The organism is Ottowia sp. VDI28 (assembly GCF_049532675.1).
Classification (GTDB): domain Bacteria; phylum Pseudomonadota; class Gammaproteobacteria; order Burkholderiales; family Burkholderiaceae_C; genus Ottowia.
Window position 1 is genome coordinate 4,998,682 of record NZ_CP149820.1, and the last position, 16,305, is coordinate 5,014,986.

A 16,305-nucleotide genomic window follows, 5' to 3' on the forward strand; every position below is an offset into this window, starting at 1 on the left:
CAGACCGCAGGCAGCTTCAACAAACGGCGGCAATTCCGCCACCGTAAAACCTGCTTCGCGGATTTCAGGAAACCTTAATGTCTGAATCTTTTGCCGCCCTGTTCGAAGAGTCCCTGCAGCGTACCGAAATGCGCCCGGGCGAAGTCATCACTGCCGAAGTGGTGCGTGTCGAACACAACTTTGTCGTCGTCAATGCCGGGCTGAAGTCTGAAGCCTACATCCCAATCGACGAATTCAAGAACGACCAGGGCGAAGTCGAGGTCGAGCCGGGCGCTTTCGTGCCTGTGGCCATCGGCTCCATCGAAAACGGCTACGGCGACACCATTCTGAGCCGTGACACCGCCAAACGCCTGGCCTCCTGGCTGGCTCTCGAGAAAGCCCTCGAATCTGGCGATTTCGTCACCGGCACCACCAGCGGCAAGGTCAAGGGCGGCCTGACCGTGCTGGTCAATGGCATCCGCGCATTCCTGCCGGGTTCGCTGGTTGACACGCGTCCCACCAAGGACCTGACTCCCTACGAAAACAAAACGATGGAGTTCAAGGTCATCAAGCTTGACCGCAAGCGCAACAACGTGGTGCTGTCGCGCCGCGCAGTGGTTGAAGCCAGCATGGGCGAAGAGCGCGCCAAGCTGATGGAAACGCTGAAAGAAGGCGCCATCGTGAACGGCGTGGTCAAGAACATCACCGAGTACGGCGCTTTCGTCGACCTGGGTGGCATCGACGGCCTGCTGCACATCACCGACATGGCCTGGCGCCGTGTCCGCCACCCCTCCGAGGTGGTCACCGCCGGCCAGGAAATCACTGCCAAGATCCTCAAGTTCGACACCGAGAAGAACCGTGTCAGCCTGGGCCTCAAGCAGATGGGCGACGATCCCTGGATGGGCGTCAGCCGCCGCTACCCGCAAGGTACGCGCATGTTCGGCAAGGTCACCAACATCGCCGACTACGGCGCCTTCGTCGAGCTGGAGCCCGGTATCGAAGGTTTGGTCCACGTGTCCGAAATGGACTGGACCAACAAGAACGTTGCACCTTCCAAGGTGGTGTCGCTGGGCGACGAAGTCGAGATCATGGTTCTCGAGATCGACGAAGACAAGCGCCGCATCTCCCTGGGCATGAAGCAATGCCGTGCCAACCCATGGCAAGAGTTCGCTCAGAACACCAAGCGCGGTGACCGCGTGAAGGGCCCGATCAAGTCGATCACCGACTTCGGCGTGTTCGTCGGCCTGGCCGCCGGCATCGATGGCTTGGTGCATCTGTCCGACCTGTCCTGGAACGAGCCCGGCGAAGCCGCTGTGCGCAACTACAAGAAGGGCCAGGAAGTCGAAGCCATCGTGCTGGCAGTCGACGTCGACCGCGAGCGCATCAGCCTGGGCATCAAGCAGCTCGACCAAGACCCGTTCACCACCTTCGTGACGGTGAACGACAAAGGCCAGATCGTGTCCGGTCAAGTCAAGACCGTGGACGCTCGTGGTGCCGAGATCGATCTGGGCAACGACGTGGTGGGCTACCTGCGCGTCTCCGAAATCAGCCGCGACCGCGTGGAAGACGCGAGCCAAGTGCTGAAAGTGGGCGACGAAGTCACCGCCGTGGTGGTCAATGTCGACCGCAAGACGCGTAACATCCAACTGTCCATCAAGGCCAAGGATGCTGCCGACCAGCAGGAAGCCATGCAATCGCTGAACCAACAGGCTTCGCGCGAGCATGCCGGTACCACCAGCCTCGGCGCGCTACTGCGTGCCAAGCTGGACTCCAGCGACAAGTAAGCCCATCCCCGAGCGCCTTGCGGCGCTCCCCCTCAAAGGGGGCGCACTCAGCGGCCGGGCCAAGCCCGCTCCACGAGTGCCCTGAGAGGGGATCGGGAAGATGGTTAAGTAGCAGGACTATGTAGGAGCGGTTTAGCCGCGGATCACCCTGATTCGCAGCTGGCACCGCTCCTACATTTATTTCATGGTATGGGTGGGTAACTGACTTTATGACTCGATCAGATCTCGTTGAATTGCTGGCCGAGCGGTTTGGGCAGCTCACGCATCGCGATGCCGAGGCGGCCGTCAAGACCATTCTGGACACCATGAGTGACGCGCTGACGCGCGGACACCGCATTGAGATCCGCGGTTTTGGCAGTTTCTCCATCAATCGCCGCGCACCGCGCCTGGGACGCAACCCGCGTACCGGCGAAAGCGTGCAGATTCCTGAGCGGCGTGTGCCGCATTTCAAGCCTGGCAAGGCGTTGCGCGAAACGGTCGGCTCACAGCCTGTGGATGCCGAAGAGGCTACACTACGTCAAGGTAAATAAGTTCTCGCGTACTGCACTAGAATCTTCCCGCTCGGGAAGAGAACTTATGACCAAGCTCACCCGGCTGCTGAAGTGGATACTGAAGGCAGCCATTTTTTTGCTCTGTTCGCTTTCGCGCTGAATAACCAGCACGATGCCACGGTGCACCTGCTTTTCGGCCATCAATGGCGAGGGCCCATGATGCTGATCGTGCTAGCCGCCTTTGCGCTCGGCGTAGTGGTGGGCGTGTTGGGCATGCTGCCCGGCTGGTGGAAGCGGCGCACGCCTCCAACCGAGCCTGCAACGCCCGCTGGAGCCTCCGTGCGAGGTGAGGATTCGCTGCTGCCCACTCCACCGCATGGACTTTGATTTTTTCACCTGGATCCTGCTCGGTCTGCCGCTTGCATTCGCACTCGGCTGGCTAGCTTCGCGGCTCGACTTGCGCCAGTTGCGCATCGAGAACCGGCAAGCGCCAAAAGCCTATTTCAAGGGGCTCAACTATCTGCTGAACGAACAGCAGGATCAGGCCATCGATGCCTTCATCGAAGCGGTCCAGAAGGATCCGGACACTTCCGAGTTGCACTTTGCCCTGGGGAACCTGTTTCGCCGCCGTGGAGAATATGAACGCGCCGTGCGCGTGCATGAGCACCTGCTTTCGCGGGCTGACCTGGGTAAAGAAGACCGTGAGCGGGCACAGCATGCGCTGTCTCTCGATTTTCTGAAAGCCGGCCTGCTCGACCGGGCCGAGGATGCCTTGCGCAAGCTGGAAGGCACGCGCTTTCAGGAGCAAGCCTGGCTGACCCTGTTGGCCATCTATGAGCGCTCCCGGGAATGGCCCCAAGCCGCTGAGATGGCTCAGCGCCTCCAGAAGACCGAACACGGCGATTTCACCAGCCGGCTCGCCCACTACCTGTGCGAACAGGCCGCCACCGCGCTGGTCCGGGAAAAGGATCCGGTGGCTGCACGTACGCTCCTGGAAAAAGCGATCCACGACGCACCGCATACTGCCCGCCCCCGCATTCAGTTTGCCGCGCTTTTAGCCAGCCAAGGCAATCAGGCTGGGGCCTTCGACATGCTGGTCAGCGTCCAACAACACGCTCCGCAAGCTTTGCCCCTGGTGGCGGCGGAGCTGCTCCGGACGGCGCAGGCCAGCGGCCAGCGGGAACGCGCGATCGCGCTGCTCGGCCAAAGCCACGCCGAATCACCCTCCCTGGATGTCGCTGAAGCCATCGTGCAAGGTGAAATCGCGGGTGGCAAGCCGGTCGACGAAGCACGCCAATGGTATGTGCAGCACATGAAGCAGGAGCCTTCGCTGATCATGGCGGCGCGCTGGCTGGCGCACGAGCCTTTCGCACACGAGCAGGCCCACCCTATCGTGCAGCAGTCCCTCGATCACGCCGCCCGCCCCTTGGCTCGCTACCGCTGCGCGGCGTGCGGCTTCGAGGCACAAGCCTATTTCTGGCAATGCCCCGGCTGCCAAGCCTGGGACAGCTTTCCACCACGCCGCATTGAAGAGTTGTAGCCTCACAGAGGCTAAGATGCTGGCCCGGGCCCGACGTGGGCCGTTAGTGACAGGTTGAGTTTTCGTGTTCAAGAATCTGATGCTGTATCGCCTCGGCCCAGGCTGGCCGACGACGGCGGCGCAACTCGAAGAAGCGCTGGCCAGCGAGCCCTTTACAGAATGCGGGGCCACGCAACAAAAATCCAGCGGATGGGTCCCCCCGCGCGGCCACGAGCATGGCGCCATGGTCGAAACCGTGGCTGGCCAATGGATCGCGCGCCTCGCGATTGAAACCAAGGCCGTGCCGGGCGACGCCGTGCGGCGCAAGACGCAAGAAGCCATCGATCACATCGAAAAGACCACCGGGCGAAAACCTGGCAAGAAGGAGTCGCGTGATCTCCGTGACGACGCCTTGCTCTCGCTGCTGCCCCAGGCCTTTCCCCGGCGCGGTCAGGTCACGATGTGGATTGATCCGGAAAACCGTTGGCTCGTGCTCGATGCCAGCGCCCAGGGCAAGGCTGATGAGATCATCACCAGCCTTTCACGGGTCGCCGGCCAAGGCTTCAGCGTGAGCCTGCTGCAAACGAAACAGTCCCCTCAGGGGGCCATGTCGGCCTGGCTGGCCGCTGAATCGGCCGACGAACTACCTGATGCCTTCCATGTGGAGCGCGAATGCGAGCTCAAGGGCAGCGGCGAAGAGCCGGCCGTGGTCAAATTCAGCCGCCACAACCTGGCTACCGACGAAATTCGCCAGCACATCCGGGAGGGCAAACTCCCCACCCGGCTGGCGCTGGGCTGGCAGGGCCGAGTGGGCTTCTCGCTCACACAGACGCTGCAGTTGAAGAAAATCGCCTTCCAGGAGGGCGTCTTCGAAGAAACCAGCGCTCAGGACAAGGAAGAAGATCGCTTCGATACCGATGTCGCCCTGGCTACGGGTGAGTTGGGTGCATTGATTCCCGATCTGATCGAGGCACTGGGCGGAGAAGCCGAACCCGGCGACCTGAACGTCAACGCGCCTGCGGCACCTGCTGCTGCGCCGCAGGCCACGGCTCCACAAGGGGCACCCGTTCCTGTCGCGGACGACGAAGATCCGCCCTTCTAATTTGAAGCCTGCATAGGAGACCCACCATGCATGCCGTCATTGCCATCTGTCTGGGGGCCTGCTTCGGTGCACTGGCCCGTTGGCAACTCGGAACCTGGCTGAATCACCCCGGCGCCTGGATGCCTTGGGGCACTCTGGCGGCGAACCTGATTGGTGGCTACGTGATCGGTCTTTGCGTGGCGTATTTTCACCATCACCCAGGGCTTGATCCAGTTTGGCGGCTGATGCTGGTCACCGGCTTTCTCGGCGCGCTGACCACGTTTTCCAGCTTCAGCGCAGAGGTGGTCGACATGCTGCTGCAACAACGCTACCCGCAAGCGGTAGGCACGGTGATCATTCACGTGGCAGGCTCGCTGCTCCTGACCGTGGCCGGATTGAAGACAGCGCTGGCGCTTATGGGCAGGTAGCGCAGTTCAAGTAACTGCGTACCCTATGTTTCAGGGAAGAAGGTTGCGTTGCAAACGCTCTTCAATGCTTCAACCCAGCGCCAGCACCACGGCGCTTTCTTCGATCCGCGCCCAGGCCTTGCTGCCAATACGCAAGCGATTGGGCCGCGCCGCAAAACCCACCAACTGCTGACCAGAGCTCAATGTCAGCGCTAGTTCGTCGTTCAAGGTGCCGCGCGCTACCCGCAGCACTCGGCCAGCCAGGGAATTGCCCCCACGCTCCCCCGCTTCGCGTGGTCCACTGCCCCCCGAGGGGGCTTTTTTTGTCTCGGGGCGGCCCAGCGACAAAAAATTGCCCCCACGCTCCCCCGCTTCGCGTGGTCCGCTGCCCCCCGAGGGGGCTTTTTTTGTCTCGGGGCGGCCCAGCGACAAAAAATTGTCCCCACGCTGCCCTGCATCACCGGCCTCCATTCGCACCGCCGTCGCCTTGCAAAGCGCCAGTACCTGTAAGCCCGGCTCCAGAGACAACAGCTCGATGCTCTCCCGCGTCACGAGGGAAGCCAGCTCATCGCCTCCCGGCAGCGCCAGCACGACGCGCACCACGGGATCGCGGTCACCCGCACTCTCCAGTCGGGCTACCGTGCAGGGCAGATGATTGCGCATGCTGGTACGGGGGCCGGTCAGCGCGCCTACTGAAGGCGAGTTGATACGCTGAAGCACTTCGCGCCGGGCCGCGTCCATCTGCCCGGCCGCCTCCAGCAACCGCATACCGGCGAGCGTAAGCCGGGCCCCGCCACCCCCTGTGCCGCCCACACTGCTGTCGACCAGCAGTTCGCCAGCCAGATTCGTGAGCGTGTGAACGGCCTGCCATGCCGCCTTGTAGCTGACGCCTGCCGAGCGGGCCGCCTGCGAAATGGAACCATGTTGGCCCACCAGATGCAGAATCTCCAGGCGCTTGTCAGCTCGCGCGTAGCCGAGTGAGTTGGCGGAAAGGGGCTTTGTTTTCATGTGCCCTATTTTGAGCCCTGGCGCACTGGAAGCGCACCAGAGAACAGCCCTCGCGCATTCGTACTCAATCCAAAGGCACGATCCGGATCGAAGAGGGATCGGTGGTCTGCGCGCCGGCCACGGCCGCAAACAAGCGGCGGTTGGCGGTATCAACCGCTACGCCCCGAATAGCAGGCCAGCCGGTCGCCAGTGTCTTGACCGCTCCGCTGGTACTGACCTGGTACAGCGTGCCGCCGCTGCCGCCCATGTAGAGTGTGCCATCGGACGCGGCCGCCATGAGATCCAGGCCGTCGAGCGTGGTGAATGTGGCCAGCACTTGGCCGCTATCCGCCCCAAGCGGCTGAACACGGGCGTCTGTCAGTGAATAGGCCGTGACCCGGGCCGTATTCTGGTCCGTCACGATGAGGCGATCGCCTGTCACCGCCAAACCGACCGGTTTGCCCAGCCCCCTGACGAGTTCCTGCTCAGTGCCCTGGCCACCGTTTACCGCCAGTTGGCTGATGCTGCCGGTACCGCCTTTGATGAACCAGCCGTCCACCAGCGCGCCATCGGGCGTGGTCGTGATGCCGATGCGCCGGCGGAGCGCCTCCAGACCGCTCAGGTTGAAGGGCGCCCCCGTCTTGGGAACCGCGACCACCGTGCCGTCCGTGCCGAATCCAAAGCGGGTGGTGTAGAAGGTGCCGTCGGAGGTGCGGGTCAACTGGCCAAGCGTAGCGCCACTGGCAGGGGCCGGCGGCAAGGTAGCCTGGACGTCGAAGCTCTCGTCGCCATTCCAGACTTTGATGGTGTTGGTGGCATCATCGGTCAGGTACAGCCTGGATTCGCCCGCATCCCAATACAGGCCGTTGAGCTTGGCTTTGATAGCGATCGTCGTCGGCCCGCGGTCGATGTCGCCGCTGCCACCGCACGCGGCAAGAGACAGCGCTGCGGCAACCACGCCGCCCAGCAATACACGGGTGTAGTGCTCCCAGGAAACGCCTTGCTTTCTGGAAGGAATCGTCGTTGTGTTCATTGTCTGCCTCGCTTTCTCTGTGTCAGGTAATGGCTGGGGTTGTGGTTGAATACCGGATCGTTATTCTATAAATGAATAGCGATGACGCTGAACAACCATGACACTGAGGAGACCCCCATGCAATACCTTCTTCTCATTCGCTCCGTTCATGACATGAGGCGTGGATTACACTCGCTATTCCTTCATTGAATAGCGAGACCAGTCAGCAACTTGTTTCGCCCGTTTTTCCCAGAGGAGTTTCACATGCGACCCCGTCTTCGCCGTCTGCTTACCCTGAGCGCTGCCCTGGCTTTTACAGCCATCACCTCTGTCTCTCATGCGGAAACCGTGCAGGTCGCCGTGGCCGCCAACTTCACCGCGCCAGCCAAGGCACTGGCCGAGATCCTGGCGAAGACCACAGGCCATGAGGCCAAGCTCTCCTTCGGTGCCACTGGCGCTTTCTATACGCAGATCAAGAACGGCGCTCCGTTTGACATCCTTCTGGCCGCGGATGACGAGCGTCCTGCCAAACTGGAAGAAGAAGGCGGCATCGTGCCCGGTTCGCGCTTCACCTATGCGATCGGCCAATTGGTGTTGTGGTCTGCCAAGCCTGGCTTCGTGGATGATCAGGGCGCGATCCTCAAGGGCGGCCAGTTCAACAAGATCGCCATCGCCAACCCCAAGCTGGCACCCTATGGTGCTGCGGCCATCGAGGTCATGGAAAAGCTGGGCCTCACCGCCGCGCTGCAACCGAAACTGGTCACAGGCGAGAGCATCGGCCAGACCTATAACTTCATCTCTACCGGCAACGCCGAGCTGGGCTTCGTGGCGCTGGCACAGGTGCTCGACGGCGGCAAGCTGAAGAACGGGTCCATGTGGGTGGTGCCGGCCAAATACCATGCGCCTATCGTGCAGGATGCCGTGATTCTCAAGCGCGCAGCCGGCAACCCCGCCGCCAAGGCCTGGATGGATCTCATGCGTTCGCCTCGCACCAAGGATTTCATCCGCAGCTACGGCTACGAAGTGAAGTAATCTTGAAGGTATAAGAACGTGTTCACAATCTCCTCGCGGGTCCGTTGCGCCGAGACGCTGAACATGCTCTGACTCCCTTCCCATGCTTGACGCCACCAGCCTTGCCGCCATCCGCCTGTCGATCGAGTTGTCGCTCCTGACAACGCTGATTCTGCTCGTGATCGGCACACCGCTGGCCTGGTGGCTCGCACGAGGGCGCTCCCGCTGGCGTGTGCCCATCCGCACCCTGGTGGCGCTGCCGCTGGTGCTGCCGCCCTCCGTGCTCGGGTTCTATCTGCTGATGGGGCTGGGGCCCAACGGCCCATTGGGCCAACTCACCCAGGCCCTGGGCTGGGGGCTGCTTTCATTCACTTTCTGGGGTCTGCTGCTGGGCTCGCTGGTGTACTCGCTGCCGTTCGTGGTGCAACCGCTGGTCAACGCCTTCGAGTCCTTTGGAGACCGCCCGCTCGAAGCGGCCGCCACCCTGCGTGCCGGGCCCCTGGATCGCTTCTGGCATGTGGCGCTGCCGTTGGCACGCCCCGGCTATCTGACCGGTGCGGTCATGGGTTTTGCGCACACGTTGGGCGAGTTCGGTGTCGTGTTGATGATCGGCGGCAATATGCCCGGCAAGACCCGCGTGATCTCGGTGCAAATCTACGACCACGTCGAAGCGCTCGAATACACCCAGGCACACTGGCTGGCTGGCGGCATGCTGGTGTTCTCTTTTCTGGTGCTGCTCGCGTTGCATTGGGTCCAGCCGCGGCGGGAGCAGCACGCGTGAATCAGGCTTCAGCCCTCCTGCCCTCCTCTTCGCGCTCACCTTTGCAAGTCCGCGCACGTGTCACACATGGCAGCGGTCCGCAGGCCTTCACCCTGGATGTCGATCTGCCACTGCCCAACCGCGGCGTCACCGCGCTGTTCGGCCCTTCGGGCTGCGGCAAGACCACGCTGCTCCGGGCCGTGGCTGGCCTGATACGCCCGCGCCCAGGCAGAATCGTCATAGGCGGCGACACTTGGCAGGATGACGAAACTGGCATCTGGCTGCCCACGCACAAGCGCTCGCTGGGCTATGTGTTTCAGGAAGCCAGCCTGTTCTCCCATCTCTCGGTGCAAAGCAATCTGGATTTCGGATTGAAGCGAGTACCCGCCGGCGAGCGCCGCATCGCACTCGATCAGGCTATCGAGTTGCTGGGCATCGGTCATTTGCTGCCTCGCCGGCCAGCCCAGCTGTCAGGCGGTGAACGCCAGCGCGTAGCCATTGCCCGCGCGCTCGCCACCAGCCCACGCCTTTTGCTGATGGATGAACCGCTGGCAGCGCTGGACGCTGCCCGCAAGGCCGAACTCTTGCCCTACTTTGAGCGCTTGCAGCATGAGCTGGCGCTCCCCATTCTTTATGTCAGCCATTCGCTGGACGAAGTGGTTCGCCTGGCCGCGCATCTGGTGCTGCTGGACCATGGCCGCGTGCTGGCCAACGGCCGCACTGCGGCATTGTTGACCCGGATGGACCTGCCGCTGGCGCATGGCGACAATGCCAGCGCAGTACTCGAAGGCGAACTGGCAAGCATTGACGCTGAATGGGGGTTGCTGCAAGTGCACTTTGCCGGTGGCCTGCTTCAGTGCGTTCAAGCAACGGGAAGCCGGCCGCGCCATGTGGGGGAACATCTGCGCCTGCGGGTACTTGCACGCGACGTCAGCCTCACGCTGACACCTGCCACCGATACCAGTGTTCTCAACGTATTGCCGGCCACCGTGCGCTCGCTGACGGACGATGGCCCCGCACAGGCCCTGGTCACGCTGGATCTGGAAGGCACGGCCCTGTTGGCACGCATCACGCGCAAATCAGCGGATGCCCTTCAACTCACGGCGGGGCAATCCGTCTTTGCGCAGGTCAAAGGGGTTGCTGTCCTCGATTGAGGGTGGCAGGTGCAACGCCGCGCCGCCCACGTGGCGCTTTCAAAAAGCTTACACCCCCAGGGATACCCCCCTTATACCTCCCCTGGCAGCGCTCATTACAATCGTTCACCACTTTTTGCCCATCAGTGCGCGCGCCCAACCGGCAAGCCACCCGGCATTTTCAGATATTGCGCCATAGAAACCGGAGACCCCGATGCAAGCGCTGCTCAAGCTATCCAGAGCCATCGACTGGCTCAACGCCCAAGTGGGCAAGGCCGTCATCTGGCTGATTTTTGCCGCCACCGTGATCAGTGCACTGAACGCGGTGGTACGCAAGGTGTTCAACTACAGCTCGAACGGGTTCCTGGAAGTCCAGTGGTATCTGTTTGCATGGTCTTTCCTCGTGGCAGCCGGCTACACTCTGTTGCACCGGGAGCACGTACGTATCGACGTGCTGAACAGCAGGTTGTCCAAGCGCACGCAAGTGTGGATCGACATCATAGGCTTTGCCTTCTTCCTCACCCCGTTGTGCCTGGTGGCCATCGATCTGTGCATTCCAATGCTAGTCGAAAAGTATCAATCGGGCGAGATGTCGGGCAACCCAGGAGGCCTGATCCGGTGGCCGGTATGGCTGTCGCTGCCCATTGGTTTCGTCCTGCTGATGCTGCAGGGCTGGTCTGAGCTGATCAAGCGGATCGCTTTCCTGCGTGGCCAAGGGCCCGACCCCATGGGGCGGCTGACCGATAAATCGGCCGAAGAGGAATTGGCAGAAGCCCTGCGCCAACAAGCCGCCGCCCAGGCGGAGGCCAACGCATCCACTCCTGCCCCGCAGGCGCGCTGATCGGCAGGAGCGATATTCATGGAATTCATCGTCACCAACTATGCCCCGATCATGTTCGGGGGGTTGATCATCTTTCTGCTGCTGGGCTTCCCAGTGGCCTTCAGCCTGGGTGCCTGCGGACTGGCCTTCGGTTTTCTCGGCATCGAGCTGGGCATTTTCCCTTCATCCGTGATCGCCTGGCTGCCTCAGCGGCTCATCGGCATCATGGCCAACGACACCTTGCTGGCCGTGCCTTTCTTCACCTTGATGGGGCTGGTGCTCGAACGAAGCGGCATGGCGGAAGACCTGCTCGACTCCGTGGGCCAGGTTTTCGGCTCGCTTCGGGGAGGCCTGGCACTGGCCGTGGTGTTCGTCGGCGCCCTGCTGGCAGCCACGACCGGCGTGGTGGCGGCCTCCGTCATCTCCATGGGCCTGATTTCCATGCCCATCATGCTGCGCTACGGCTATGACCGGCGCCTGGCCAGCGGTGTGATCGCGGCCTCCGGTACGCTGGCGCAGATCATCCCTCCATCGCTGGTGCTCATCATCATGGCCGACCAGCTCGGCCGCAGCGTGGGCGACATGTACAAGGGCGCCTTCCTGCCGGCCTTCATGCTGGTGGGCCTGTATGTGCTGTGGATCGTGATTCTGGCCATCTTCCGCCCGCAGGTGCTGCCTGCACTGCCACCCGAAGCACGCACCCTGCGCGAGCCTGACGGCAGTGCCGGCTACACCTCGCTGGGCGTACTGGCAGCGATTTCAGCCCTGGTGTCCTACTTCCTGGCTAGCCACATGGCGGACATTCACACCTGGTGGCAAGGGGAACTGGTGGAGTCCGTGCCCACCGACGAGAAGGTCGTGGTCGCCATGTGCGGCGGCGTTTTCATTGCCTGGTTGATTGCCATCGTAAACCGCTTTGCCAAGCTGGGGATGCTGTCCAGGCTGGCCGAGCGTGTCACCTTCGTGCTGATCCCGCCGCTGCTGCTGATTTTCCTGGTGCTGGGCACTATTTTCCTGGGCGTGGCCACGCCCACCGAAGGCGGCGCGATGGGCGCGGTAGGCGCGATCATCATGGCGTGGATGCGGGGCCGCATGAGCTTCTCACTGCTCAAGCAGGCATTGGCGTCCACTACCAAGCTGGCCTCGTTCGTGATGTTTATCCTCATCGGCGCCACCGTGTTCAGCCTGGTGTTTCAGGCCGCCGACGGCCCCAAATGGGTGGAACATCTGCTATCTGACCTGCCCGGCGGCCAAGTAGGCTTCCTGCTGCTGGTCAACTTCATGATCTTCTTCCTGGCGTTCTTCCTGGATTACTTCGAACTTTCGTTCATTGTGATTCCGCTGCTGGCGCCGGTGGCCGACAAGCTCGGGATCGACCTGATCTGGTTCGGTGTGCTGCTGGCGGTGAACATGCAGACATCCTTCCTTCATCCGCCGTTCGGTTTCGCCCTGTTCTTCCTGCGCTCGGTCGCCCCAGAAAAGCCCTATGTCGACCGCGTGACCGGCAAAGTCATGGACCCTGTCACGACGATGCAGATCTACAAGGGTGCTATTCCGTTCCTGCTCATGCAGCTGATCATGGTCGGCATCCTGATTGCCTTCCCCACCCTGGTGACGGGCAGCTTGGACAAGAAGGTCGAGGTGAACATGGAAGCCGTCGGCGCACAGATGATGGACGCACTCAAGAATAACGAGGGTTACGGCAGCGACAATCCTTTCGCCTCGCAACCGGGTGAGGCTGCATCTGAGAGCAGTGACGCCTCCGCTCCTGCACTGGAAGCGCCGGCCAGCGAGGAAAGCGGTTACGGCGCCGATGACCCTGCCAAGGCGATGGAAGATGCCTTGAAACCGTCGGAGGCTGCTTCGGGCGCCCAGTAGCCTCACTGCCGGAAAGATGCCTTGGGCGTACACCGAGCCCAAGGCTGAATCCAATCCGCCGGTCACAAAACCATCGGCCACAAAAAAACCACCTCCCGGTGGTTTTTTTGTATGAGAGCGCCGGTAAGCGCTCCCTCCAGTACGCCCTCAGATCTTGACGCTGTTGATGTACTGGTTGAACGGGAACTCCGAGAAGCGGTTCCACAGGATCTGGTCGCGCTGGAAAGCACGCATGTCCTGGTGGATCTTCTTGAACTCTGGTGACTTGGCCTCGTGCTCCTTGAACACTTCCATGGCGCTCTTGAAGCCCGCGTCGATCACGGCCTTGGGGAACGCCTTGAGTTGGGTCTTGTTGGCCACCAGGCGCTTGATGGCGATGGGGTTCACGGCCTGGTACTTGGAAGTCATGTCTGCCGCGGCCACCGCACCGGCCGCCTTCAGGATGGCCTTGTTCTCAGGGGAGAGCGCGTTGAACTTCTTGATGTTGATGAAGAACTCCAGATCGGCGCTGCCTTCCCACCAGCCAGGGTAGTAGTAGTAAGGCGCGACCTTGTTGTAGCCCAGCTTTTCATCGTCGTACGGGCCAACGAATTCCACGGCATCCAGCGTGCCTTTTTCCAGCGCCTGATAGACATCACCGGCAGGCATGTTCTGCGCCACCACGCCCAGCTTGGCCATGGACTCGCCGAACACGCCGCCGCCCATGCGCATCTTCAGGCCCTTGAAATCGGCCACGCTCTTGATTTCCTTGCGGTACCAGCCGCCCATCTGGGTGGTGGTGTTGCCGGCGCTCATGGTGCGGAAATTGTACTTCTCGAAGAAGGCATCCAGCAGCTTGCGGCCGTTACCATGGTCTTTCCAGGCGGCCATTTGCAGCGTGGTCAAACCAAAGGGCACTGCGCAGCTGAAGGCGAAGACAGGGTCTTTGCCGGTGAAGTAGTAGGCCGCGGTTTCGGCCATCTCGATGGTGTCTTTTTCCAGCGCGTCGACCACGCCGAAGGCCGGCATCAGTTCGCCCGCGGGGTGCACGGAAATCTCGAACTTGCCGCCCGACATCGCCTTCACGGTTTCAGACAGCTTCTCGGCGCTGCCGAAGATCGTGTCCAGCGATTTCGGGAAGCTCGAAGCCAGACGCCAGCGCACGGCCGCCTGGGCATGCACGGCGGGCGCTACACCAGCGGCCAGAACGCCGGCAATACCGGTGCGCTTGATGAGTGAACGACGATCCATATTGAACACACTCCTTGACATGAAGTAACGAATTTCAGAAACACACAGTGTAGGGGCAGTACTTACCCCAAGCCATTAGGGATTCACCTGTCGATCGAAGCATGGGCTTGATCGCCAGCAATCTCCCTGCAATTGCTGGTGCCTTGGCGTGAAGTGCGCGGGGAACGAAAACGATCCGAGGCCGCGTTCAGAACGTGCCTACGATTTCAGGCCACGGCTTTCAGTGTTGGAGAGACCGTGGCCGCACCGGCCAGCAGATCGCCGAAGCGCTGCCGCACGGAGGCCTCGATGCCTGCGGCATCCAGCCCTTGCAGGGCAAGCAGCTTGCCAGGATCGCCCTGCTCGATGAACTTGTCGGGTAACCCAAGCTGCAGCAGCGGCTTGATCATGCCTTCGGCTTGCAGTGCCTCGCTGACCGCGCTGCCTGCGCCACCCATGATGGAGCCCTCTTCCACGCTCACCAGCGCGTCGTGGCTTCCTGCAACCTGCCTCAGCAGTTCGGTGTCGAGCGGCTTGGCCCAACGCATGTTGACCACGGTCGCATTCAGGCGCTCAGCGGCCTCCAGCGCCGGATAAAGCAAGGTGCCGAACGCCAGGATGGCGATTCGAACACCTTCCCGGCGAACTTCGCCCCTGCCGAAAGGCAGCGCATCCAGCCCTGGGAACGGCTGCACTCCCACGCCAGCGCCACGTGGATAGCGCACGGCCACCGGATGATTCTGCTCGTAGGCAGTGGAAAGCAGTTGCCGGCATTCGCGCTCGTCCGCCGGGCAAGCCACGCTGACATTGGGCACCGTGCGCATGAAGGCAATGTCGTAATTGCCGGCATGCGTGGCGCCATCAGCGCCTACCAAGCCCGCCCGGTCCAGCGCGAAGACCACCGGTAGGTTCTGGATGGCCACATCGTGAATGAGCTGATCGTAGGCGCGCTGCAGGAAGGTGGAATAAATCGCAACCACCGGCTTGAGCCCCTCGCAGGCCAGGCCTGCGGCAAAAGTCACAGCATGCTGCTCGGCGATGCCGACGTCGTAGTAGCGGTCCGGAAAGCGCCTGTGAAATTCCACCATGCCCGAGCCTTCGCGCATGGCGGGCGTGATGCCGACCAGGCGCTTGTCCTTCTCGGCCATGTCGCACAGCCATTGGCCGAAGACCTGCGTGAAAGTGGTCTTCGGCGGGGTGGCCGGCTTGACCAGCCCCACGGCGGGATCGAACTTGCCAGGGCCGTGATAGGCCACAGGGTCAGCCTCGGCCAGCTTGTAGCCTTGGCCCTTCTTGGTGACCACGTGCAAGAACTGAGGGCCGTCCAACTGCCGGATATTTTCCAGAGTGGGAATGAGGGAGTCGAGATCGTGCCCATCGATAGGGCCAACGTAGTTGAAGCCGAATTTCTCGAACAACGTGGCAGGCACCACCATGCCCTTGGCCTGCTGCTCCAGCCGCTTGGCCAGCTCGAAGAGCGGCGGCGCCACTTTCAGCACGTTCTTGCCGACATTCTTGGCGGCGGCGTAGAACTGGCCGCTCATCAACTGGGCCAGATAACGGTTGAGCGCACCCACCGGCGGGCTGATGGACATGTCGTTGTCGTTCAGCACCACGAGGAGCTTGCAGTTCTCGACGCCCGCATTGTTCAAGGCCTCGAAGGCCATGCCTGCGGTCATGGCGCCATCACCGATGATGGCGACCGCGTGCCGGTCCTCGCCCTTTTGCCGCGCCGCGAGCGCCATGCCCAGTGCAGCCGAGATACTGGTCGATGAGTGAGCGGTGCCGAAGGTGTCGTATTCGCTCTCGGCACGCTGCGGAAAGCCTGAAAGCCCCCCAGTTGGCGCAGCGTGGGCATGCGGTCGCGCCGGCCCGTGAGAATCTTGTGCGGGTAGGTTTGGTGGCCCACGTCCCACACCAGGCGGTCGTACGGCGTGCTGAAAACATAGTGCAGCGCGATCGTGAGCTCCACCGTACCCAGGTTGGAGCTGAGATGGCCGCCAGTGCGCGCCACGTTCTGCAGCACACAGTCACGCACCTCATCGGCCAAGGTCTTCAACTGCCCGCGCGGCATACGCCGCAGATCTGCGGGGCCATGGATGGTATCGAGAAGCGGATAACTCATATCAGTGATTCATTTCAGCCAACCCTAAGGGCCGCGGAGCAGGCCACACCAGGGCACCCGCGGAGCTGGCTCCGCCAGGCCGCCGGGTGCGTCCCCCTTGGGGGGAAGG

The 16,305-nt window shown here is 62.1% G+C and carries 14 protein-coding genes and 1 pseudogene; 11 read left to right on the forward strand and 4 right to left on the reverse strand.

Features of this window, described 5'->3' with window-relative positions:
* Positions 1 to 77 precede the first annotated feature (77 nt).
* The 6 genes from rpsA to crcB all read left to right on the forward strand — a co-directional run bounded on the left by rpsA (position 78) and on the right by crcB (position 5,282).
* The gene (gene rpsA / locus WJU18_RS23830; RefSeq protein ID WP_423456117.1) at positions 78 to 1,763 is read left to right on the forward strand and encodes a 30S ribosomal protein S1; all 1,686 of its coding nucleotides are present in this window, start codon (positions 78 to 80) and stop codon (positions 1,761 to 1,763) included.
* 209 nt (positions 1,764 to 1,972) lie between these two features.
* Positions 1,973 to 2,293 carry an integration host factor subunit beta gene (locus WJU18_RS23835; protein ID WP_423456118.1) on the forward strand — a complete coding sequence of 107 codons (321 nt, stop codon included), beginning with the start codon at positions 1,973 to 1,975 and terminating at the stop codon, positions 2,291 to 2,293.
* Between the two features lie 72 nt (positions 2,294 to 2,365).
* Complete coding sequence (locus tag WJU18_RS23840; protein ID WP_423456119.1) at positions 2,366 to 2,641, forward strand: LapA family protein; 276 nt, start codon at positions 2,366 to 2,368, stop codon at positions 2,639 to 2,641.
* Positions 2,631 to 3,794, forward strand: a complete 1,164-nt coding sequence (gene lapB, locus WJU18_RS23845) for a lipopolysaccharide assembly protein LapB (RefSeq protein ID WP_423456121.1) — start codon at positions 2,631 to 2,633, stop codon at positions 3,792 to 3,794. Before WJU18_RS23840 ends, lapB begins: the two co-directional genes overlap by 11 nt.
* A gap of 64 nt (positions 3,795 to 3,858) precedes the next feature.
* Entirely contained in the window at positions 3,859 to 4,875 is a 1,017-nt protein-coding gene (locus tag WJU18_RS23850) for a recombination-associated protein RdgC (RefSeq protein WP_423456123.1), read from the forward strand.
* A gap of 26 nt (positions 4,876 to 4,901) precedes the next feature.
* On the forward strand, positions 4,902 to 5,282 hold the full coding sequence (crcB, locus tag WJU18_RS23855; protein WP_423456125.1) for a fluoride efflux transporter CrcB: 381 nt from the start codon (positions 4,902 to 4,904) through the stop codon (positions 5,280 to 5,282).
* A 69-nt stretch (positions 5,283 to 5,351) separates the two neighbouring features.
* Here crcB and WJU18_RS23860 read toward each other — a convergent pair whose 3' ends face one another.
* The gene (locus WJU18_RS23860) at positions 5,352 to 6,269 is read right to left on the reverse strand and encodes a TOBE domain-containing protein (RefSeq protein WP_423456126.1); all 918 of its coding nucleotides are present in this window, start codon (positions 6,267 to 6,269) and stop codon (positions 5,352 to 5,354) included.
* A gap of 64 nt (positions 6,270 to 6,333) precedes the next feature.
* Entirely contained in the window at positions 6,334 to 7,281 is a 948-nt protein-coding gene (locus WJU18_RS23865; RefSeq protein ID WP_423456128.1) for a hypothetical protein, read from the reverse strand.
* A gap of 243 nt (positions 7,282 to 7,524) precedes the next feature.
* Between WJU18_RS23865 and modA the strand changes: the two genes are divergently transcribed.
* The 5 genes from modA (at position 7,525) to WJU18_RS23890 (ending at position 12,862) form a co-directional block, all read left to right on the forward strand.
* Positions 7,525 to 8,292 (forward strand): molybdate ABC transporter substrate-binding protein, encoded by a 768-nt coding sequence (gene modA, locus WJU18_RS23870; protein ID WP_423456130.1) that lies wholly within the window; start codon positions 7,525 to 7,527, stop codon positions 8,290 to 8,292.
* A gap of 82 nt (positions 8,293 to 8,374) precedes the next feature.
* On the forward strand, positions 8,375 to 9,052 hold the full coding sequence (gene modB / locus WJU18_RS23875) for a molybdate ABC transporter permease subunit (RefSeq protein WP_423456132.1): 678 nt from the start codon (positions 8,375 to 8,377) through the stop codon (positions 9,050 to 9,052).
* Between the two features lie 41 nt (positions 9,053 to 9,093).
* Complete coding sequence (modC, locus tag WJU18_RS23880; RefSeq protein ID WP_423461087.1) at positions 9,094 to 10,185, forward strand: molybdenum ABC transporter ATP-binding protein; 1,092 nt, start codon at positions 9,094 to 9,096, stop codon at positions 10,183 to 10,185.
* A gap of 193 nt (positions 10,186 to 10,378) precedes the next feature.
* Positions 10,379 to 11,005: a TRAP transporter small permease subunit gene (locus tag WJU18_RS23885; protein ID WP_423456133.1), complete on the forward strand. Its 627-nt coding sequence runs from the start codon at positions 10,379 to 10,381 to the stop codon at positions 11,003 to 11,005.
* 18 nt (positions 11,006 to 11,023) lie between these two features.
* The gene (locus WJU18_RS23890; RefSeq protein ID WP_423456134.1) at positions 11,024 to 12,862 is read left to right on the forward strand and encodes a TRAP transporter large permease; all 1,839 of its coding nucleotides are present in this window, start codon (positions 11,024 to 11,026) and stop codon (positions 12,860 to 12,862) included.
* Between the two features lie 147 nt (positions 12,863 to 13,009).
* Here the strand turns inward: WJU18_RS23890 and WJU18_RS23895 are convergent, their stop codons facing one another.
* Both WJU18_RS23895 and dxs read right to left on the reverse strand, forming a co-directional pair.
* Positions 13,010 to 14,092, reverse strand: a complete 1,083-nt coding sequence (locus WJU18_RS23895) for a TRAP transporter substrate-binding protein (RefSeq protein ID WP_423456136.1) — start codon at positions 14,090 to 14,092, stop codon at positions 13,010 to 13,012.
* A 206-nt stretch (positions 14,093 to 14,298) separates the two neighbouring features.
* Positions 14,299 to 16,196: pseudogene (gene dxs / locus WJU18_RS23900) on the reverse strand (1-deoxy-D-xylulose-5-phosphate synthase).
* Positions 16,197 to 16,305: the final 109 nt, after the last annotated feature.